Source organism: Maribacter aquimaris (assembly GCF_014596745.1).
GTDB classification, from domain to species: domain Bacteria; phylum Bacteroidota; class Bacteroidia; order Flavobacteriales; family Flavobacteriaceae; genus Maribacter_A; species Maribacter_A aquimaris.
Genome location: NZ_JABTCF010000011.1, coordinates 126,710 through 149,399, shown reverse-complemented (window position 1 = coordinate 149,399; position 22,690 = coordinate 126,710). Strand labels below are relative to the sequence as shown.

Sequence of the window (22,690 nt, the reverse complement as noted above, 5' to 3'; positions counted from 1 at the left end):
ATCAATTATGTCAACGTCGCCCTTGGCCTTATGGCAATAATGCCCAATATAGACATTTTGGAGGTCTCGGAAAGAACTTATTCATCAAGTCTGGCAGGTTTAACACTACTGTCATGTTCATTGTAATATGATTCCATTAGGCTTATCGTGCTTTTCAAGAGATCCTTGGTCTCCAATAACAAGGAAAAATATAGGGTAGTATTCTTAGGACTCGATTCCTCTGTCCTAGTCCGTGCTACTTGCTTTTGTATTTTTTCGGTGACCATGTCAAAGAGGTCTTGTTTGTTCTGAAGGAGAATGCCCATTCTCTCAAATGATCGATTATCAAAGGCTTCCTTCGTGTTATTGAACAATGTTTCCAATTTCTGGTCAATTTGTTTTAACTCTTTTATTTGGTTGTATTTTAATTTACTGTGATTATTATTGACATGCTTATGGCAAATTTTGGCAATATAATCAAGGGATTGGGCGATGTCAGTCAGGTTTCCTAGAATTGTAATGTAGAAGTTACTGGCACCTACGCTGGTTTCGTCAAGGTTTTTGATAAAGTAAAATATGTTGTCCCTTAGTTCATCAATCTCCTTAGACAGTTTATAGACCTGTTTTTTCCCTTTCTTTAATTGATCAAGATCTTGTCGGGCAAGTCCGTTGATAGAGTTCGTATAGATTTTGTTGGTACGCTTGATCACATTGGCGATATTGTGTACACTCTCTTCGATAACGCCTTGTATAGAGCTGCTCTCAGCTTTACGTAGGCTATCTTCCGCCTTTATTTCCTTTGATTTTTTGTTATAGGAAATATAGCTTCTAATGAGTAACAAAATGGCCGCGAACAATAGTACGGCAAGCGCAGCGCCTTTTCCAAAACTGATAATGGTCAATATAGCACCAGAGGCAACAAAGGCAATAATTGCGGTTCCAAACCATCCTCCGATGACATTCAAGACGCCTGCAACCCTATATACGGCACTCTCTGGCCCCCAGGCCCTATCGGCCAATGATGTTCCCATGGCAACCATAAAGGTGACATAGGTTGTGGATAAAGGAAGTTTGTAGGAGGTGGCTATTGAAATTAGGATACCAGCAACCATTAAATTCACTGCGGCCCGCACCATATCAAAGGCAGGTAACTCATAGCTTTTATCTTTGGAAAGGTGTATTACTGGTTTTTTAAAACGAACATCTACCTTTTTTCTTACTGATTTAGGAAAGAGCAAAGTTAGTTGTGACATAAGTATGGAAAGCCTCACAATGCCACGTGAAAGTACATTGGGTTCAAAACGTTCGTTTGAGGCACCTTCCCTGGATAGGTTTATTTCAGTATCGGATACGTGCCGTGCTTTTTTTGAAAACCACAATGTGGCTACCATGATCATACCGGAAATGAACAGCAGTAATGTTGGGGTAGGAACCTTGTTGGCAAGTATGGCCATACTGAATTCGGTAGCGGGAACCCCAGAGGCTGACCATGCTTCATAGGATTGGAAGGCTGCAATAGGTACCCCGATGAAATTCACCAGGTCATTGCCGGCAAAGGCCAAGGCCAAGGCAAAAGTGCCAACACCAATGATCAGTTTGTAAATATTGACTTTAGCAAGGGTCATTAAAAAGAAGGAGAGGATAGACCAGATCATGAAATTCACAATGATCAGAAACCAAACCTTTTGTTCCAAGAAATCACTTATGGTCATGCCACCGATCAAATCAAAGGACTGACTGGCATAAGTGGTGCCTTTGATACCTTTCATTAAAATGAAGTAAGTGATGGCGGAAAGGGCGATACCTCCGAATAAGGCGCCGACCCATTTGGCCTTTTTCTCAAAATTGTAAGACAATAGCAAACGGGAGACCCATTGCACCAGGGCACCTACGGTAAATGCCACAACGACTGAAAGCAAAATACCCAGTATTATTTCAAGGGCTTTTGAAGTGTTTATATAATCCAACACATTGGTGTAGTCCCCTCCGCTATCCCATATTTTGATCATAGACATGGCGACCGCTGCCCCTAAAAGTTCAAAAACAATTGAAACCGTGGTCGAGGTGGGCATGCCCAAGGTGTTGAAGAAATCCAACAAAAGAATATCGGTAATCATCACGGCCATGAAAATGAACATGATTTCATTGAACATGAATTCACTTGGATTAAAAATACCTTTTCTGGCCACCTCCATCATCCCACTGGAGAATACGGCACCTAGAGCGATACCAACACTGGCAACGATCATGATGGTTTTAAAGGAGATGGCCTTTGAGCCAATGGCGGAATTCAAAAAGTTCACAGCATCATTACTGACGCCCACAACCAAATCTGCAACGGCTAGGAAAGCCAGTGCAATAATCATCAGAAGGTAAATATTATCCATACATAACTATTCAAAGAAACATACAAACGTAGTGTAAATATTATGGGCAAATGTGATCTTAACGTTATGAATTTCAGTTCATATTGTATTTTGTTCTTTTTAGTGATTTCCTGTTTTTTTTGATTCTTGATCTATATTTTCGGGGATAATGAAAAAGATGATCAATAGAAACTGGTTTTATCCCCATTTGGATAAAGAATCCGGTCTTTTCGAATAACATAAAATTAACATTATATTTACTTAAGGGTAATATCGTCTCTTGCGATCCAAGGGTTTTATAGTGGTTTCCAGGGATTCATAGAAATTGATGGTCGTGGTATTTGCGATTTTTCAACCATTGATTATATTCCCTGATTTTTCAAAGTTGTTAATATACATGGGCATGGGGCTGTTTAAAAAATTGTTGTTCTATATTTTGCTGGGAATATTGGCAGTGCTTTTGTTGATTAATTCCAATCTAAAGACCATAGGGGCAGGTGTGGCCATCCTGTTATTTGGGATGATCATGTTGGAAGAAGGTTTTAGGGTCTTTACCAAAGGCCCCCTGCAAAATCTTTTAAAACGGGCTACCCATAAATTATATAAGAGTATTGGTGTTGGGGCCGTGGTTACGGCTTTAATCCAATCGAGTTCCTTGGTTTCGGTAATTACCATTTCGTTCATTAGTGCGGGTTTGATTACGTTAAACGGTGGTATTGGGTTGATTTTCGGGGCTAATATCGGTACTACGGCCACGGCTTGGTTGGTCGCTGCATTTGGATTGAAATTGCAGATTTCCGCTTTGGCGATGCCCATGCTCGTATTCGGGATTGTTTTTTCTTTTCAAAAGAAGGCTGAATTTAAGGGTTTGGGCAATGTCCTGGCGGGCTTAGGTTTTTTCTTTTTGGGCATACACTACATGAAAGAGGGTTTTGATGTTTTCAAAGCCTATATCGATTTGACCCAATATGCCATTCCCGGGTTTTGGGGAGTGGTGGTGTATACAGGTCTGGGAATATTGGTTACCACCATACTACAATCGAGTAGTGCCACCTTGGCCCTGATTTTGGCCGCATTGTCCGCAGGCCAGATCGAATATGAAAATGCCTTGGCATTGGCCATTGGGGCGAATGTGGGTACAACCATCACCGCGGTTTTGGGATCCTTGGGATCCAATGTGGCTGGAAGACGGTTGGCAGGAGCGCATTTGGTTTTCAATCTCGTGACGGGTTTGGTGGCACTGGTCTTTATTTATCCATTGGCGGATTTAGTTAATATATTGTCCGAAGTGGTAGGGATAGCCACTACCGATTATACCCTGAAACTAGCTCTTTTCCATACTATCTTCAATATTCTCGGGGTACTTATCATGATTCCTTTCATTAAAAAATTGGAACACTTTTTACTGGTATTCTTTAAGGAAAAGGTGGGTCAGGATATCGACGAACCCAAGTTTTTGAACGAGACCGTACTACAATTTCCCTCTGGCGTAATCGTAACATTGATGAATGAGGCAAAGTATTTGTACGAAAATGCAATTTTTGAAATCGTAGCCCATGGACTTAATATCCATAGGGAGGCGATTAAATCCAACATTGCTGTAAATAAGGTTGTAAAGGACTCTAAGGAGGATTTTAAAACCAATGTAAGGGAATTGTATTCGAGCAAGGTAAAAACCATCTATGGCGAAATCATAAGATATGCTACTACGGCACAGAGTGACTTAAAGATGACCAAGGTGCAGAATACGCGGTTATCCGAGATAAGGATCGCAAGTCGCAAGATGGTAGAGATTATAGAGGATGTTCGTGAACTGGGTAGGAATGTGTCGTATTATCTAAATTCTGACAATAAGTATATTCGTAAAGAGTATGATAAGTTCAGAAAGAAGATCGTAAAAGTTTTACGCGTTATCTATTTGTTCAGAAAGGAAGTGGACCGGGAAGCCCAGTATTCAAAATTATTGGTACTTAAGGAGGAAGCTAGAAAGGGCAAGCATCAAAGCACAAAATCGATAAACAAACTGATTCGGAACAATATGATAACCGTTGATATGGCTTCTTCATTGGTAAATGACAACGATCATGTTAACGACATTGTCAAAAAACTTATCGAAGTGGCGGAGTTGTTATATGGGGAAACCGATACCTTGTTGACGGTTCGAAAATAAAAAGCTATTGTTTTTGGGGTCTTTTCTTATTTTCAATCTATCGGTTCCTGACCTAATGTGCTATTTCTATGCTCTTCAAAATAAAGATTTAGAATATTCATGTTCGCTTTGATAAGGTCTTTGGTTTCCAATAAAATACTAAAATAGAGTGTCGTGTTCTTAGGACTCGATTCCTCAAACCTTGTGCGTTCTACCTGTTTTTGGATGGATTCTTTAACATAGGCCAACAAATCCTGTTTTTCTTGGATAATATTGGGTTTTATATCATAAAAGGAACGCGCATCGAATATTTTACCTATTTCAGAACATAAGTGCACCAATTTCTCGTTGATGTACAACAATTCCTCAGCTTGTTTTTTCTTTAAGGCCTTATGGTTGTTGTTAACATGTTTATGGCTGACTTTTGCTATCAGGCTAGATGATTGCGCAACGTCTTGAATGCTTCCGATAACATCGATATAGAATTTACTGGCCCCTAAATAGGAGTCGTCCAGGTCTTTGATGAAATAGAAAATATCATTCTGAAGTTCCTCTATTTCATTTTCAAGTTTTACTACGGTCTTTTTCGCCTTTTTTAACGCATCGAGATCTTGATTGATCAACCCATTTATGGTAATTTGGTTTATTTTACTTACCCGCCTTAGCGCTTTGGAAATGTTATCGGCACTTTCTTCTATAACACCATGGATAGATTGGCTCTCCGCCCTGCTCAGACTGTCCTCAGCTTTAACCTCCCTTGATTTCTTGGTGTGTTTTATGTAGTTCCGTGTCAATAGTAAAATGGCCAATAATAATAAGACCGCAATCATGGCGCTACCGCCCAAATGGATCAAATAGGCGACAGTCCCTGCAGCAATAAAAGCACACAGGGCGGTAAAGAACCATCCACCAATGACGTTAAGTACCCCGGCTACCCTGTAAACGGCACTTTCGCTACCCCATGCCCTGTCGGCCAAGGAAGAACCCATGGCCACCATGAAGGTCACATAAGTGGTTGATAAAGGTAGTTTCATTGATGTCGCAATCGAAATAAGTACACTGGCTACCATGAGGTTGACAGCGGCCCGCACCAAGTCGAACGCAGGAAGTTCATGTTCCTTGCCTTTTGGGAGTTTGATAACGGGTTTCGAAAATTGTTGGTCTATACGGGATTGAAGGGAATTCGGAATAACGGTTGCCGTATATTTTGCAGCCAATATCGTAGTTCTGACCAAGGTTCTGGACAAGAAATTTGGATTAAAACGTTCTTTTGTCTCTGCCTGACTAGAAAGGTCAATGGAGGTTTTCACTACTTTTTTAGCCTTGCTCGAAAACCATAACGTCAAGACCATTATCAAACCGGCACCAAGAAGAAAAGTGGTAGGGGTGGGTACTTTTGTGCCTAAAACGCCCATAGCGAATTCGTTGGCTGGTACTCCTGAGATGACCCAAGCCTCATAGGATTGATAGGCGGCAATAGGTACGCCAATAAAATTAACAAGGTCATTACCGGCAAAGGCCAATGCCAAGGCAAAAGTTCCTACCGCAATAATAAGTTTGTATATACTCTTTTTAAAAACGGCAATGACAACATAGGATAGAAGGGACCAAATTACAAAGCATAGGGCAATGATAATAGCAGTCTTGCCTTCGATCATGGGTTTGATTTCAGCATAATAATCCGTTCCTTTCAATCCTTTGATAAAGATAAAATAGGTGATCGCTGCCAAGGCGAATCCACCAAATACAGACCCTACCCAGTTCGCTTTTTTTTCAAAGTTGAAGGATAGCAAAAGACGGGATACATATTGGACCAAGGCCCCGACCGAGAAGGCGACAACCACAGACAATAAAATACCCAGTATAATTTCGGTAGCTTTGGTTGTATTGATATAGTTCACGACCTCTGAAAATGAACCGCCATCCATGCCTATTTTTATAAGGGCCATGGCAACTGCTGCACCTAGTAATTCAAAAACAATGGATACGGTCGTGGAGGTAGGCATGCCCAAGGTGTTGAAAAAGTCGAGTAAGAGAATATCGGTGATCATAACGGCCATGAATATGATCATGATTTCACTGAACATAAATTCCCCTGGCACAAAAATACCTTTTCTGGCAACCTCCATTAGCCCACTGGAGAATACAGCACCACATGCGATACCCAAACTGGCCACGATCATTATGGTTTTAAAGGAGATGGCTTTGGAACCAAGTGCGGAATTCAGGAAATTAACGGCGTCATTACTAACCCCCACAACGAGATCCGCTATGGCTAAAATGGCCAGTGCAATGATCATTAAAAAGTAAATGTTATCCATAAAAGAACTTTTGAAAGTAACGGCGTAAACATAGCCTTAACCCCATGGTCTAAAGTTACCAAAATGTTATGAATATGTTAAATCAATACTATATGTTGCGGATAAAAAATATTTCAATAAAACGATTTCCACATTTTGGATGTGAAATGGATTTCAGGAAAACATCTTCAATCACTTAAACTTTTATATTCGTATCCCTTTTTTAAATTAAAAATGAACGTCTAATTGCAAGCGATACATGATCTCGTCCGATCCACCATCTACAGACAAATAACTTAAGTCGGTCTGAACCTTCAGTTTATGACCAACAATATACTTAGAAAAACCAAGAGTATATTGGGTTTCAGGATTTCTTCCTGTAATGGCCTCGTCCAAGTTGATTTCGGTGTACCTGCCAGACACTTCCCAATTGCCACGGAAAAGATATCCTGTTTGTAGATTAAGTCCATGGCCCACTTGCACTTCATCACCCGTTAATGTGCCATCCGAATTTTTAGCGATGGGATCCTTGGCATCCCGATGTACATATTCACCCATTAATGAAAAGCCCTGATACTTGAACATGGCATCCAAAAAGAAAGTATTGATATTGGTTTCGTAAAAACCGGTATCATTGGTCATATAGGAGTCTTGGTTGCTTCTGGTCTTTACTGCATTTTGGTTACTGTCATAGGTGGCGGCAAGCATTAACTTCGGATTCGTTTCCCTTTGTAGGTCACTGCCACTGTATTCCCCATTCCCTTCAAACGTTCCGAAAGGCAATAATTCCAAACGCGTGGTATATTGGTGTCCACCCAAATTACCACTGGTGATATTTCTTCCTTCCCCCTGGGAGATGGCGAATTTTTCCCGAATCAAAAAGTTGTCCTTTACATAGAAATGATGCCGTAATTGAATTCCTTGGTCACGGTCAATATTAAATCTACTGTTGACCAAAGATCGATCTACCTGTTGCAGGTTTCCTGAAGAAATGACACGCTCAATGTTTCCGGGCAGTTTGGTCTGACCCACCCATAATTCGAAATTTTTATAAAAATTCCACATAATGACGGCATCGAGGATATATCTAGGGGCATTACTAGTATAGGTGGAGGCACCTGAAATATCACGGTTGGATAGTCCCAGTTCGATTTTGTACTTAAGTTTTGGCGTATAGGCAAATCCATTGAATTTTAGTCGTGCCCTACGAACCAGAAAATTTTGCTCTGGATCAACCCAATTATCGTCATCACCCTTATTCCACGTATTGGTTGAGAGAAACTGCATACGTGCAGCGATTTTCATGCTCCACGTACTGTCTTTTCCAACAAGGTTGAATAGGCCTTTGCCAAATTTAGGCGCATTTGTCTCTTGGGAATAGGAAATAACGGTCCCTAAGAAAACAAACAATACAATTAAATGTCTGAAGGTCATTGGGTTAATGGTTTTGCACGGTATGGATGCCATACCGTGTCAAGATAATGTTTTCTAAACGTTAAGCAATGGATTTGACGGAAAAAGGAGTCCATTATTGTGGTACTTGTAAAAGGGAATTGCAATGGGTTATTTGGTTCAATGGGCCCATTTTATGGGTGATTGGGGAATAAAGAAGTCATAGGGCAATCGTTTTTAATGTAAAGAAAACGTTAAGTGAAGGTAAAAAAAACGTATCTTCGTATTAGTCATTACAAGTAAGATCGATCATGAAAAACATTATATTACTCCTAACCGTACTATTGGCAACGACATTTGCATCTGCCCAACAAGAAAATAAGGTCGGTTTAAATGAAGAAACCGAATTGATTGAAGCTACTTATTTTCATGACAATGGAATCGTAAGTCAGGTAGGGACTTTTAACCTTGAAGGAAAGTTACATGGGGAATGGATAAGTTTTAACGAAGAAGGTAAAAAGATTTCTGAAGGCGCCTATTTAAATGGGCGTAAAGTGGGGAAATGGACATTTTGGGTCGGTGATCAAATGAAGGAAGTAAGATATAGCAATAACGAGATTGCTAGTGTCGACGGTGTTAAAAAAGAAGGACTAGCAAAAAACTGATGATAATTTAACCAATCAAAACGAAGACATCCCGCCAAAAGCGGGATGTTTTTTTATATGAAATATGCGTCTTACCTTAAACTTGGCCCTCTAGTAAATTCTTTTTGCGTGGTTTTAGTAATGGCCAGATCATTACCAAATAATGATTTCTGTGACAAACCGCCATTAACTTCTGCAATCCTATCTTTTTCGACCTGTACGGGTATCTCTAATTTTTCATAACCGGCATAGCTAACGATTAAAGTATGTTGCCCTACGGGGATGTCTTTCAATTCAAAATTCCCATGAAAATTGGTCTGTGTTGTTTTGGAACCCCCTTTAATTTGCACATTTGCCAATAGCATGGGTTCGTTTTCGATTTCCAAGTCCATTATTTTTCCGGAAATAGCGCCTTTTTCTTGGGCACAAACACCAAGGGTAATAAATAGTGCAAGTATAGAAGTCAGTTTCTTCATAGGTCAAAAATTCACTGCAAATAAAACGGACCAAGGTTAATTGAATGTTATGGGAAGGTTATATATAAGGGTTTAGGTGAATATCTTTCAGGTTGACTTGTATTTAAAACGCCCACGGATGTAGTGCAAAAAAGAAAACCCCGACGGTATCGTCAGGGCTTTCAGTGGTATTTAATTGTGGCTTAGTTTCCAGTAGCCCAATCAAACAGAGTAATGTCAACTTTTGTTCCTGAGTTATAAGGACCAGCGACGGTAGCATCGGCACCATCAATCTGTACATTGGCCAAAGGACCGGAGTCTTTCAAGTCAACCAAAGTAGCATAACCTTCAAGATAGAGATTGGTTATGGTTGCTCCAGAAGTCTTTTTAAACTGTAATGCAGTACCGTTTTGGGTAGAAATTGCAGTTAAGTTTACGAGTTTCGGATTGTTGTTACTACCGTCAGCTTCAACTGCAGTTGAGAAACCGGCATTTGTATGTAGAACATAGGCGTTGGTCAAAGTACCACTCCAGCCTTCTGTCCAATCAATCGCATCATCATCGTTGTTCTCGAAGTAGAAATTGGAAACTGAAACAGTTCCACCGAAGAATTCAACGCCATCATCCTTACCATCGATCATGGCGACATTTTCGATAGTTGTTCCTGAACCTACGGCATAAAGCGTAAGGCCATTGTATTGAGAGTCTGGGTTGATCTGCGCACCTGCATACTTGATGACCAAATAACTGATAGAACCGGAATCGTCGGTATCTACCGTGCCCCCATATTTAATCTGTCCCACCTCTGCAGTTGCATCAGTGCCTTCAGTGGTTGTCGCATTCCCGGCGATTACCAATCCACCCCAATCACCAGGGGCTTCATTGGATGAAGTCATCACTACTGGACTGGCTTCAGTGCCCTGTATGTCGATTTTAGCACCTTTTTGAACAACGATATACGTACTGGTTTCATCCCCACTTTCGACATCGGCGATTATCGAGGTTCCTGCTGGAATGGTTAATGTAGCTCCTGACTCAATGCTCAAAGTTTGGGCTAGGTAGTAGGTAATATCCGCATCTAAAGTCAAGTCTGAAGTAACGCTTCCAGATAATACACTTGTTTCGATTTTTGTTTCCGAATTCACCCAGGCAAAGCTTGCTATGTCAACAGTAGGTGTTGCGATATATGGCAAACTTGGATTTGCATCGGCACCTGCAATCTGTACATTGGCCAGAGGACCGGCATCTTTCATGTCGACGGAAGTGTCGTATCCGGCCAATGAAAGACCGGTGATAGTAGCACCGGAAGTCTTTTTAAACTGCAAGGCCGTACCACCAACAGTGGAAACCGCTGTAAAATTGGCCAAGGTCGGATTTCCGTTTTCGCCATCCGCTTCTACGGCAGTTGAGAATCCTTCAATCGTATGCAAAACATAGGTATTGGTCAAAGTACCATTCCAACCTTCTGTCCAGTCCACTGCGTCATCTTCGTTGTTTTCCAAGTAGAAGTTTGATGCGGAAACCGTTCCACCGAAGAATTCAACCCCATCGTCCTTACCATCGATCATGGCAACGTTGTCAATCGTTGTGCCTGAACCCACGGCATAAAGTGTAAGGCCGTTGTACTGTGAATCAGGATTGATCTGTGCGCCGGCATATTTGATGATCAAATATTTTATAGATCCAGAGCTGTCGCTGTCATCGGTGCCCCCGTATTTAATTTGACTAACTTCGGCAGTGGCATCGGTACCTTCCGTTGTTGTTGCATTTCCAGCGATTACCAATCCACCCCAATCACCAGGATTTTCGTTGGCTGAAGTCATTAAAACTGGATTTGACGCTGTACCTTGAATATCGATCTCACCACCTTTTTGAACAACAATGAAGGTGCTTGTTTCATCACCGCTTTCAACATCGGCAACAATTTCCGTACCGCCAGGAATGATCAATTTACCACCAGCCTCAACACTGAATGTTTTGTCTAGAAAGTATTTGGTGCCGGCATCCAAAGTAAGTTCATTTGCCAAAGAGCCGGTCAAAACTGAAGTTTCTACGTTTGTTGCGGAATTAACCCAAGCAAATCTTTCAATGTCAACTGAAGGGGTTGCTATGTAGCTTAATTCAGGGTTAGCGTCGGCCCCATCTATTTGTACGTTGGCCAAAGGACCGGCATCTTTCATGTCGACGGTAGTATCGTACCCGGCCAATGAAAGGCCAGTGATTGTTGCGCCGGAAGTCTTTTTAAACTGTAAGGCCGTACCACCAACAGTGGAAACCGCTGTAAAGTTGGCCAATGTTGGATTTCCATTTTCACCATCGGCTTCAACGGCGGTAGAGAAACCTTCTACGGTATGTACAACATAGGTATTGGTCAAAGTACCATTCCAACCTTCTGTCCAGTCTACAGCGTCATCCTCATTGTTTTCCAAGTAAAAGTTAGAAGCGGAAACCGTACCGCCGAAGAATTCAACACCATCGTCCTTACCGTCTATCAAGGCAACATTGTCTATAGTTGTCCCGGAACCTACGGCATAAAGTGTAAGTCCGTTGTACTGTGAATCGGGATTGATTTGGGCGCCGGCATATCGTATGATTAAATAGCTTATAGAACCCGAGTTATCAGTATCTGTACTACCCCCGTATTTTATTTGGCCAACCTCGGCAGTAGCATCGCTACCTTCGGTAGTGGTTGCATTACCAGCGATTACCAAACCACCCCAGTCACCGGCAGATTCATTCTCAGAGGTCATCTCGACCGGATTTGAGGAAGTACCTTGAATATCGATTTTGGCTCCTTTTTGAACTACGATATAAGTACTTGTTTCATCCCCACTTTCTACGTCTGCAATAATTTTAGTACCTGCAGGGATCGTAAGTGTAGCTCCGGACTCAATACTAAAGGTTGTGGTAAGGGTATAAGTTTTACTGGAATCCAAAGTCCTATCTTCAGTTAATGACCCCGTAAGGTTGGTGTCTTCACAAGCGGTGCAAGAACCACCACAATCGATGCCGGTCTCATCCCCGTTCATTTTGCCATCGGAACAGGTGGCTTCTGCTCCTGGATCGGTGCCTCCGTCGTCGCTACTACAACTTGTAAGAAACAAGGAGGTAATGGCCATTAGACCCATTGTTAATCTTAAAATTTTCGTTTTCATACTATTTGATTTAGAATTTGTTAGATATTTAGTGTTGTTTGTGATTCATTAAAAACGATAACTGAGACCTAAGCTTAGTCCAACACCGGTCGTGTAGGAACTTACGGTCTCATCAACTTCAATTCGCTCGGCAGTGGGGTCCGAGGCTATTTCAGCGACATTTTTCAAAATACGCTGTGTTTGTTCTATTTCCGGGTTTAGGAGGTTTTTACCCACTAGGGTTATTTTCCATTTTTTGGCAATCATTTTACTGATAACAGCATTGAGTACCACAAATCCTTTTTCTATAATGGCATCATCATAAAAGATATCTCGATTCGATTGGTCTGTAGGTACACCCAAGGCATAAATCTTGTCTGAGGCGTAGTTGGCATTTAAGGAAGCGGAGAAGGGGTTTTGGCCTATTGTATTATAATTGAGACTTGTGTTGAAAATCCAGTCAGCGGCACCCTGTAGGTCTGTTTTTTCAATACCCTTGTACCTAAAGGTTCTCAATAATGTCCCATCGTCCTTGTATATTTCTTTTAAATCCTGTGAATGCCACATACGTGTTGCATTGAATACCATGTTCAAGTTTTGACCACTAGGGGTACCATCTTCTTCATTGATGGTTGGTTTGATCAAGTCTACCTTGGTTTCGGCCTCAAGTCCGAATACTTCTGCTTTTTCTGCGGAGTTGAAGTATGAGAACACGCCGGCAGACCCTCTATCCCTTACTTTGTTGATAGGGTCTGAAATGTCTTTATAAAAGATGGAGGCGGAAATCAATTGGGTGGGTGAAGGGAAGTATTCCCACTTAATATCATAATTTAAGTTCTTGGAGGCCCTAAGATCTACATTACCACGGATTACCTGACTCGTTGGTGATACATATTCAAAAGGGGAGACCTCCTTGAATTCAGGAAGGGTCAAGGTTTTGCTAACGGCAAGCCTTAAGGCGTGTAATTCGTTGAGCGCATATTTAATGTTAAGACTTGGGTACAGATTGTTGTATTCTTGAAAGCTTTCCCCTTCCCTTGGGAACAGGTTTCCTATATCGTACTTGACTTTTATCCCATCTTTTTGAAACCGAAGACCGGCATTGAAATTCCATTTCTCCAGACCAACGTTAAAATCTGCGAATGCCGCTTTTGAGTCCAACTCCCCTGTATAGATGTCTTTGCGTTCATCGTTGGCGTTTGACCCCAATAAATTAAGTTCGAGCAGGCCGTTATCAAAATTGGATTGTTGAAAGATACTTCCAATGTTATCGATTGAAGACGGATTAACGGCATTGGTGGAGGTTTCTTCGACACCTACGAATTCCGAACTGAAATCACGTTTCTTGTTTCTGTAGGATACGCCCAATTCGACCTTGAACGTCTTTTCATTATCATCTTCTTTGATAATATCCAGAACATCCTTAATGTAGCCGTTGTATTCGATATCCTCAATAAATTGACTCGATTTTCTTTGCTGAAAACCACCATTTCTACCAAGTTGAACATCAAAGTCAGGTTCAACATTGTTGGGGTCCCAGTTCACTTCGTTTCTGATCCTGTTCGGTTCATCAGCATTTAGGATATTATATCCCCCTGCCCATTTCAAAGTATTGTTGTCGCCAATCCCATGAGACCCCATAAGCTGTGTGACCAACAAACGTGTCTGTTTGGTGTTCTGGTCCCTTACGAATTGAAAAAGACCTTCAGAGGGGGCAGTCTCTTCAAAAATCGTGGCTTCCCCATTTCGCCCGCCTTCAAATACAGATTCACTTATTTTATTTACAAAGAAAGTGCTCGATTTGATCTTGTTCTTGTCATTGGCTAGGAACGTCATATCCAATAAGGCCGTGTTGACGATTTTATTGCTATAGGTTGTGGCATCGGTAATGGTGTCATCAACGAAGTTGGACCTGTACTGGCGAAAGAGTCCTTGTTGATATTCATAAGACCTCGAGTGGGAACCTGTAAAAAAGATGGATAGCTTGTCTTTTATCCGTTTTCCTGCAATCATCGAAAATGAATAATCCATGGGGTTTTCCTGTGTTCTCGTATTCCAACCTTGTTGGGTAATTTGTTGTTGTATGGTTCTGTTCGAGTTGTAAAAACCAAAGGTCACATCACTTTGATTGGGTGAAATCTTAAAATTGTCATATACACCACTTTTGGCCACATTCGAATTGATTCCTGTAGAAAGATTTGCCCCTAATTCCGAGGAACCAACAAGTTCCCTGGAACTTATGTTTATGGTGCCAGAGGATTGATCCGCGGAGGATTGGGCAGCATAGGTTTTACTGATACTTACATTTCGTATTACGCGGGTGGGGAAAAGGGACAGGTCAATGTTTTTCTTTTCAACATCATCCGAAGGCACCGTAAGTCCATTGAGTGTTGTGGATAGGTAACGGTCACCAAGACCGCGAACAAATACATCGCCGGTAGCTTCACTACTCGACACGCCGGAAATTTTAGTGGTTGCCGATGCCACATCGGAAACCCCGATTTTACCGAGTTCCACGGCACCAATACTTTCCTTGATTGCAATAGCTTTTTTCTGATCGATCAAAAGCGCCGTTTCAGAATCCTTTCGGGCTATTGTGGTTACGGTTACCCCTTCCAAGGCTACCCCGGTAGTTGCCATCGGCACATTTATGGTGGAAACTTTCTTTGCTTCAACCTTTACATTCGGGATCTCTACGGTTTCATACCCAAGAAAACTGAAGATCACTGTATAGGTGCCCGGTTCAAGATTTCCAATTTCGTAAAGTCCGTCAAAATCCGAAGTAGTTCCTTTGGTGCTTCCTTTAATGACAACGTTCGCAAAAGGTAGCGGTTCGTTGTTCATTTCGGTGTCGGTAAGTGTACCGGCAATACTTCCTGTCTCTTGTGCGCTTAAAAAAACGCTAGTCAATAAAAGTAGACTAAAAATAATTTTTCTCATGTTTGATTTTCTCTATTATTAAATACCGCTGCAAATAAACTGTGGGCATGTAAAAGCCGGGTTAGCCCTATGTTAAATGTTAAATATGTTAGGGTTATTTAAAGGTTACTAGATTAACTAAGTGTTAAGTGAATAGATGTGCGACCTACTATAGGGGAGCTTTGAAAAAAACGTATCTTGCCGATAATTATCCGTATAAAATGAATTGGGAACAATTACTCTCTTTACGCCGTTATGGCGATGTCAATAAAAGATTACGAAAAGAACAGGATGAGACCCGTTTGGGCTTTGAGGTCGACTATGACCGTATCATTTTCTCATCAGCGTTTCGGAGTTTACAGGATAAAACCCAGGTTATACCCCTGTCAAAGACCGATTTTGTACATACACGGCTTACCCATAGTCTTGAAGTCTCTGTAGTAGGCAGAAGTTTGGGTAGGGTAGCAGGAAAAAAGATTTTGGAAAAGCATCCGCATTTGAAGGATGTTCATGGTTATCAGTTCAATGATTTTGGAGCCATTGTTGCGGCGGCGGCGTTGGCCCATGATATTGGAAACCCTCCTTTCGGACATAGTGGGGAAAAGGCTATTGGCGAATATTTTAAAACTGGTCAGGGGGCACGATACAAAGAAGCCCTATCCGAAAAAGAATATCAGGATATTATTGATTTTGAGGGTAACGCCAATGGTTTAAAACTTTTGACCGAATCCCGGGAAGGGGTTGAGGGTGGACTCAGATTAAGCTATGCTACCCTAGGTGCATTTATGAAATACCCCAAAGAATCGTTACCAAAAAAAACAACCAAACATATTGCGGACAAGAAGTTTGGTTTTTTTCAATCGGAAAAACAGGCTTTCGTGGCCATTGCTGACGAACTGGGACTTAACCAGACTCGAAAAGGCAAGGATATTTCCTTTTCGAGGCACCCTTTGACATTTCTGGTAGAGGCTGCCGATGATATCTGTTATACCATCATAGATTTTGAGGATGGAATTAACCTAGGGTTGATCTCTGAGGACTATGCCTTGGAGTATTTGATAAAATTGGTGAAAGACCGCATCAATACCAAAAAATATAATAAGTTGGCCTATAAAGAGGATCGCCTCAGTTATTTACGGGCATTGGCCATTAGTACGCTGATCAGTGATGCGATAGATGTATTCGTTGCAAACGAAGAGGCCATTTTAGCAGGTACTTTTGATGTAGCCCTTTTGGACAAAAGCAAGTATACCGCCCAAATTGATGATATCATTGCCTTGAGCGTAAATAAGATTTATAGATCGCAGGACGTGCTCGAAAAGGAAATTGCCGGGTATAGGATTATTTCCGATCTTTTGGATGTGTATACCACCGCCTTGATCAGGACGCATAACGGTAAGGCCTCCAACTATGATCAACTGGTGATAAAGATGTTGCCCGGGTTCTATCAACACAGTGATAAACCAATTTATGAAATTTTGTTGAATACCTGTTGTTATGTAGCCAGCTTGTCGGATAGTGCCGCCGTTCACATGCATAATAAGATTATGGGGAAACAACTTTAGAACTCATAAGTAATCCCAACGCCCAACGATTGTTTAAACTGTATTTTGGGTCTTCCGGCCGCGGTTTCATTACCATTGGCATCTACGATACGATCAAAAAGAATATCATCATCGTATATCATATGTGTACCAATATTGGTGGTCATGAATTTATTGACCTTAAGGGTCAGGTTTAATTCCCAGTCGACATCAATATTTCCAAAACTGGAGAGATAATCGGTATATAAACTTAAATCATGCCGCAGACCAACGTTTTTGACAATATCGGTCTCCCATTTGTTGGTGATAAGAAAACCTAATTCAATAAAGGAATTTTCCCCAGGGGTAATGACTTCGTTGTTAGCGTCTAAAACTGCTTTTTTTACACCGAAGGAACCGTTGTCGGCCAAGTCCTGGTCCAACACAAAGGTTGCCTTTTGGGTTAAAGGGGAAATATAAAGATTGAATTTTTGGTTTACAGTGATAAAGGAAGTACCGGCACCTAAAAAGAAATATCCAGGGGACATAAATCTTGAAATTGGACTGGAACGGTCCGGATATTTATAACCGTTGGAAAACTGGGAATTGAAATTGGCTTTTACCGAATAATACCAATTGGTAATGGTATCGCGGCGATACCCGAAAGTTGAACTTATCTTAATGGCATCATCGGTTTTTCTTAGTTTTCTATCTTCTTGGGCATTTAATCCATATCGAAGTTCAAGGTAATTGTCCCATTGGATATACCGGAATTTATAATTTCGTTCAAAACGCAGATTGCCCAATCCTGAGACCGAATTTTGCCCACCAGCGTTCCAATTCACAAAGGCGACTTCACTGAAATTGATACCGAAACGATTGATTTTGGTCCAAAATGAAGGAACCCTAAATTTATTGGGCTTATTTTTTAAAGGTTTCGTTTTATTGAAGCTGATTACGGGGTTGGTCAAATTTGCACTCCTTGGTATATTTTTGATTTTGACCAAAGTTCTTCTAATAACTACGGTGTCAATGGATGTTGAATCCAAGGGGTAGCTTTCAGGGATGGAATCCTGGCCATATGCCGAAATACAAGAGGTGATAAAAACAAGGGCGAAAAATAATTTTTGCAAAATCTTACAGTTCATTAAGGGTTTCATTAATATGTTTTTTGATTGAAGCACCGTCTAAACCCACTATTCCCTGAAGTTGGTCAATAGTGCCATGTTCGATAAAACGATCGTCGATGCCTAGGATATCGACTTTGGTCAAATAGTCGTTTTTGTTGGCGAAATCAGTAATTGAGCTGCCAAACCCACCTATTTTGCAGCCGTCTTCCACGGTTATTATCCGTGAATAATGGGTAAAAATATAGTGGAGCCGTTTTTCGTCCATAGGTTTGATAAAGCGCATATTATAGTGCCCTATTTTTTCTGTTTTCGGCATTTCGGCAATAATATTTTTTACCAAATTGCCTATATGACCGATGGAAAGCACTGCAATTTTCGTGCCTTTTTTTATTTCTTCGGAAACCCCGATTTCAATCTTTTGAAATGGGGAGCGCCAGTCGATGGTAACACCACGTCCTCTAGGATATCTTATGGCTATGGGTTGATCAAGTCCCAATTGTGCCGAATACATGATATTCCGTAGTTCGCGCTCATTCATGGGTGCAAAAATAATCAAATTCGGTATGCAGCTCAAATAGGCGATATCAAAAACCCCATGATGGGTGGCCCCGTCTTGTCCTACTAATCCAGCCCTGTCCAAACAAAAAATTACAGGTAATTTCTGTAGGGCGACATCATGTATGATCTGGTCATAGGCCCTTTGTAAAAAAGTGGAGTATACATTACAGAAAGGAATGAGACCTTGGGTGGCCATACCAGCGGCCAAGGTAACGGCATGTTGTTCGGCTATACCTACATCAAAGGCCCTGTCTGGGATTTCATCCATTAGGAATTTTAGGGAACTTCCCGTTGGCATGGCCGGTGTTATTCCTACGATGTTTTTATTTTTCTTGGCAAGTTCTACCAAGGTATGCCCAAAAACATCTTGGTATTTTGGTGGGAGTTCCGAATCGGTTTTTTTCTGAAGCTCCCCGGTGATTCTGTCAAACCTTCCAGGAGCATGGTAGGTAACCTGGTTTTCTTCCGCCTTTTGCAAACCTTTGCCTTTGGTCGTGATGATATGCAGCAGTTTAGGGCCGGTGACTGCTTTTAATCGTTCAAGCTCTTGTAGTAAGAGGGGAAGATCATGACCATCGATAGGACCTGAATAGGCGAAATTCAAGCATTCAAAGATGTTCTCATCCTTGGCGGTTCCTTTTTTAACATTGGTCAAATATTTCTTAAGCGCACCTACGCTGGGATCGATACCTATGGCATTGTCATTGAGTACCACCAATATATTGGCATCGGTGACCCCAGCATGGTTTAACCCTTCAAAAGCCATTCCACTGGCGATAGAGGCATCACCGACCACGGCAATATGGTTACGGTGTGGGTGGCCTTTGAGTTTAGAGGCGATAGCCATGCCCAAAACAGCGGAAATGGCCGTAGAGCTATGCCCTGTTCCAAAGTCATCGTATTCGCTTTCCTTTCTATTTGGAAAGCCACTAATACCCCCCAATTGTCGGTTTGTGGTGAAAATATCCTTTCGTCCCGTAAGTATTTTATGGCCATAGGCTTGGTGACCCACATCCCATACCAATTTATCTTCGGGGGTGTTGAATATATAGTGCAGGGCTATTGTCAGTTCAACCACACCTAGGCTAGCCCCTAAATGTCCTTCCTTGACAGAAACAATGTCGATGATGAATTCCCGTAATTCCTTGGCAAGTTGGGGTAACCCGTCTTTTTTTAATTGACGAAGGTCCTTGGGAAATTGTATTTTATCCAGTAGTTTCATGACAGATGGCAAATGTACGGGAAAATCATATGTGACAATTATTTTCTGTACTTCCAAAAGCGTATTTTTGATATTATGGATTTACTTTTTGATGATACCTATTATATGAAAAAAGCCCTGCAAGAAGCAGAGATGGCCTATGAGAAAGGGGAAGTGCCCATTGGAGCGATCGTAGTGATACATGATAGGATTATTGCCAGGGCCCATAATTTAACAGAACAACTGAATGATGTTACGGCCCATGCCGAAATGCAGGCGATTACCGCTGCAGCAAATTTCCTTGGCGGAAAATACCTTCAGGATTGCACCATGTATATTACCTTAGAGCCTTGTCAGATGTGCGCTGGGGCACTGTATTGGAGTCAAATATCAAAAATTGTGTATGCGGCTGGGGATTCCCAGCGGGGGTATAAGGCCATGGGGACTAAATTGCATCCAAAGACAAAAATATTGGGGGGTGTTTTGGAAAAGGAAGCCTCGGATTTGTTGAAAAGGTTTTTTGTTGAACGTAGAAACCTGAATTAAGCGGGATTATGAAAATAAAAAACCCCAACATTTTATGTGCTGGGGCTTCAATACAATCAGTATTGGAATGTTTTAACCGATTACCTGCACTTGGCCTGCAACCAATCCTTTTCTTCCTTCTTCCTCTACGTATTCTACCTTGTCACCTTCTTTTAATTCAACACCATTCAACGCTGTTGCGTGTACAAAGATGTCGCTTCCCGTCTCGTCGTTTGTTATGAATCCATATCCTTTGGATTCATTGAAAAATTTTACTGTACCTGTCATGCCAATTGGTATTAATAAGATAATTAGTACACTAATTTAAAATATTTATGGCAGACGCAAAGAAATATTTACGTGAATATGGGTGTTAATCATTGGTTTTCAGCCTTTTCGGACTCTTCTCCCCGCATTTTTTTGATATTTTCCTCGGTCAGCATATAATCTTTCATCTTTTTTCCTTGGCTTTCCTTGTAAAGAAATATTGGCATTGCCACCAAGAAAATACCAACGGTACCGAAACCGATATATTTTTTGCCCAAGGTAACCTGTTCTTCATGAATACTAAATCCATAGAGAATGGAACCCAATGAGGCGATTACGATAAGAATTACAACATATTTCATTTGGTAAAATTAATCAACTTTCTGCGATAGGCGGTCAGTAGCTTTGATTTGGTTATGAATCCCACATACTTGCCATCTCGGAGTACGGGTAGGTTCCAAGCGCCACTGTCTTGAAATTTATCCATAATATCGGTCATTTTATCTTTTTCCAATTTGATGGTTTCCGGGGGTGAATGCATCACGTCATGGGCAATGACCTTGTCATAAAGTGTTTGATTGAACATGACCGGGCGAATGTCATCCAAAAGGATAATCCCCAATAATTTCCCGTCTTTATTCAAGACGGGGAAAATATTACGGCTCGATTTTACCACAGCCTTATGTACAATATCACCCAAGGTCATTTCAGGATGTATAATCACAAAATTATTTTCTATGACCTTGTCAATATCCATAAGGGTAAGGACGGCGTGATCTTTGTCGTGTGTTATCAATTCCCCTTTTCGTCCTAACTGCATGTTGTAAACCGAATGGGGGTGGACATATTTTGCAATGGGGTACGATATGGCCGAAGCGATCATTAAAGGGATAAAAAGCTCATAGCCCCCGGTTACTTCGGCGATAAGGAAAATGGCTGTTAGCGGTGCGTGAAGTACACCGGCCATTAGTCCGGCCATGCCTACCAATGTAAAATTACTCTCGGAGACCTTGAAGTTGAAAAATTCTATATTATTTATGATTTTGGCGATACAATTGCCCATTATGCTGCCCATAAAGAGGGTAGGGGCGAAAATACCACCGACACCACCGGCCCCAAAGGTAATGGAAGTTGCAAAGATCTTAAAGATGACCAAGCCACCCAACAACATAATCAAGGTCCATACATTAGTGAGGTCCAGGTTAAATATATTGTCATTTAGAAAATTTCCAGGTTGGCCTTTTACCAAATTGTTTATAACTTCAAAACCCTCACCATATAACGGAGGTATAAAGTATACCAAGACCCCTATACTTATACCCCCAATCAGCAAACGTTTGCCCGGAGAGCCCAGTTTGTCGAAGAATTTCTGCACCCTGGTATACACTTCTGTAAAATAAATTGAGGTAATACCAGCGCCAAGCCCTAGGATAATGTAAAAGGGAACATCAGCAATCTCGAAACTGTCCTCAATCTTAAAGGGTAATAAAACATCATCACCTAGAAAGAAGTAGGAAGTGATTATTGCAGAGATCGATGCCGACAATAGGGGAATCATTGAGGCAATGGTCAAATCGAGGCTAAAGACTTCAATAGCAAAGATGATCGCTGCAATAGGAGCCTTGAAAATCGAGGACAATGCCCCGGCGGCGGCACAACCAATCAATAAGTTCCGAGACGATTGATTCATATGGAACAAACGTGCTATATTTGAACTGATAGCGGCCCCTGTGGCTACCGAAGGACCCTCGAGACCCACAGATCCACCAAAACCTACGGTTAACGGGGCAGTCAATATAGACCCGAACATTTGATATCTTTTCATGATGCCCTTTCGCTTTGATATGGCATACAGGGTAGAGGGAATGCCGTGGCTTACTTTGTTGCGAATTACATATTTTATAATGAGATACACTAAAACCAGGCCGATAAGTGGAAAAACAAAGTAAAAAGCATGGTGGTAATCGCGTACCAAGTTCCCTTCCAACAGATGTTGGTAGAAGTGGGTTAGGTTTTTAAGGATCACAGCCCCTATTCCCGAAGTAAAACCGACCAATATACTAAGGATGTATATGAATTGGCGTTCGCTTATATATTTAGCCCGCCATATAAGGAGTTTGGTAAATAGTTTCTTTTTTTGTTGCATTT

General features: G+C 41.3%; 15 protein-coding genes. 4 read left to right on the top strand and 11 right to left on the bottom strand.

Features of this window, described 5'->3' with window-relative positions:
• Positions 1 to 77: 77 nt before the first annotated feature.
• A complete protein-coding gene (locus tag HPE56_RS16180; protein WP_188244785.1) occupies positions 78 to 2,366 on the bottom strand; it encodes an inorganic phosphate transporter in 2,289 nt (762 codons plus the stop codon).
• A gap of 382 nt (positions 2,367 to 2,748) precedes the next feature.
• Between HPE56_RS16180 and HPE56_RS16175 the strand changes: the two genes are divergently transcribed.
• Entirely contained in the window at positions 2,749 to 4,515 is a 1,767-nt protein-coding gene (locus tag HPE56_RS16175; RefSeq protein ID WP_223170351.1) for a Na/Pi cotransporter family protein, read from the top strand.
• Between the two features lie 32 nt (positions 4,516 to 4,547).
• On the opposite strand, the gene HPE56_RS16170 is transcribed toward HPE56_RS16175, so the two are convergent.
• Both HPE56_RS16170 and HPE56_RS16165 read right to left on the bottom strand, forming a co-directional pair.
• Positions 4,548 to 6,815, bottom strand: a complete 2,268-nt coding sequence (locus HPE56_RS16170) for an inorganic phosphate transporter (RefSeq protein ID WP_188244784.1) — start codon at positions 6,813 to 6,815, stop codon at positions 4,548 to 4,550.
• 207 nt (positions 6,816 to 7,022) lie between these two features.
• On the bottom strand, positions 7,023 to 8,228 hold the full coding sequence (locus HPE56_RS16165) for a porin (RefSeq protein WP_188244783.1): 1,206 nt from the start codon (positions 8,226 to 8,228) through the stop codon (positions 7,023 to 7,025).
• A gap of 269 nt (positions 8,229 to 8,497) precedes the next feature.
• Between HPE56_RS16165 and HPE56_RS16160 the strand changes: the two genes are divergently transcribed.
• On the top strand, positions 8,498 to 8,851 hold the full coding sequence (locus tag HPE56_RS16160; RefSeq protein ID WP_188244782.1) for a toxin-antitoxin system YwqK family antitoxin: 354 nt from the start codon (positions 8,498 to 8,500) through the stop codon (positions 8,849 to 8,851).
• Between the two features lie 71 nt (positions 8,852 to 8,922).
• Here HPE56_RS16160 and HPE56_RS16155 read toward each other — a convergent pair whose 3' ends face one another.
• The 3 genes from HPE56_RS16155 to HPE56_RS16145 all read right to left on the bottom strand — a co-directional run bounded on the left by HPE56_RS16155 (position 8,923) and on the right by HPE56_RS16145 (position 15,359).
• On the bottom strand, positions 8,923 to 9,306 hold the full coding sequence (locus tag HPE56_RS16155) for a carboxypeptidase-like regulatory domain-containing protein (RefSeq protein ID WP_188244781.1): 384 nt from the start codon (positions 9,304 to 9,306) through the stop codon (positions 8,923 to 8,925).
• A gap of 182 nt (positions 9,307 to 9,488) precedes the next feature.
• Complete coding sequence (locus HPE56_RS16150; protein WP_188244780.1) at positions 9,489 to 12,440, bottom strand: beta strand repeat-containing protein; 2,952 nt, start codon at positions 12,438 to 12,440, stop codon at positions 9,489 to 9,491.
• Between the two features lie 48 nt (positions 12,441 to 12,488).
• Positions 12,489 to 15,359 (bottom strand): TonB-dependent receptor, encoded by a 2,871-nt coding sequence (locus HPE56_RS16145; RefSeq protein ID WP_188244779.1) that lies wholly within the window; start codon positions 15,357 to 15,359, stop codon positions 12,489 to 12,491.
• A 200-nt stretch (positions 15,360 to 15,559) separates the two neighbouring features.
• Between HPE56_RS16145 and dgt the strand changes: the two genes are divergently transcribed.
• Complete coding sequence (dgt, locus tag HPE56_RS16140; RefSeq protein WP_188244838.1) at positions 15,560 to 16,903, top strand: dGTP triphosphohydrolase; 1,344 nt, start codon at positions 15,560 to 15,562, stop codon at positions 16,901 to 16,903.
• Here the strand turns inward: dgt and HPE56_RS16135 are convergent.
• Together HPE56_RS16135 and HPE56_RS16130 are read right to left on the bottom strand one after the other, a co-directional pair.
• On the bottom strand, positions 16,900 to 18,021 hold the full coding sequence (locus tag HPE56_RS16135; RefSeq protein WP_223170350.1) for a DUF3078 domain-containing protein: 1,122 nt from the start codon (positions 18,019 to 18,021) through the stop codon (positions 16,900 to 16,902). The genes dgt and HPE56_RS16135 overlap by 4 nt on opposite strands.
• Positions 17,999 to 19,771 carry a 1-deoxy-D-xylulose-5-phosphate synthase gene (locus tag HPE56_RS16130; protein WP_188244836.1) on the bottom strand — a complete coding sequence of 591 codons (1,773 nt, stop codon included), beginning with the start codon at positions 19,769 to 19,771 and terminating at the stop codon, positions 17,999 to 18,001. The genes HPE56_RS16135 and HPE56_RS16130 overlap by 23 nt, the downstream gene beginning before the upstream one ends.
• A 75-nt stretch (positions 19,772 to 19,846) precedes the next feature.
• Here HPE56_RS16130 and HPE56_RS16125 point away from each other — a divergent pair, with 75 nt between their 5' ends.
• On the top strand, positions 19,847 to 20,296 hold the full coding sequence (locus HPE56_RS16125) for a nucleoside deaminase (RefSeq protein WP_188244778.1): 450 nt from the start codon (positions 19,847 to 19,849) through the stop codon (positions 20,294 to 20,296).
• Between the two features lie 72 nt (positions 20,297 to 20,368).
• Here HPE56_RS16125 and HPE56_RS16120 read toward each other — a convergent pair whose 3' ends face one another.
• From HPE56_RS16120 to HPE56_RS16110, 3 genes are all read right to left on the bottom strand, one after another.
• Positions 20,369 to 20,563 carry a cold-shock protein gene (locus tag HPE56_RS16120; protein WP_188244777.1) on the bottom strand — a complete coding sequence of 65 codons (195 nt, stop codon included), beginning with the start codon at positions 20,561 to 20,563 and terminating at the stop codon, positions 20,369 to 20,371.
• Between the two features lie 89 nt (positions 20,564 to 20,652).
• A complete protein-coding gene (locus HPE56_RS16115) occupies positions 20,653 to 20,904 on the bottom strand; it encodes a hypothetical protein (RefSeq protein ID WP_188244776.1) in 252 nt (83 codons plus the stop codon).
• Entirely contained in the window at positions 20,901 to 22,688 is a 1,788-nt protein-coding gene (locus HPE56_RS16110) for a chloride channel protein (RefSeq protein ID WP_188244775.1), read from the bottom strand. The genes HPE56_RS16115 and HPE56_RS16110 overlap by 4 nt, the downstream gene beginning before the upstream one ends.
• Between the last annotated feature and the right edge of the window lie 2 nt (positions 22,689 to 22,690).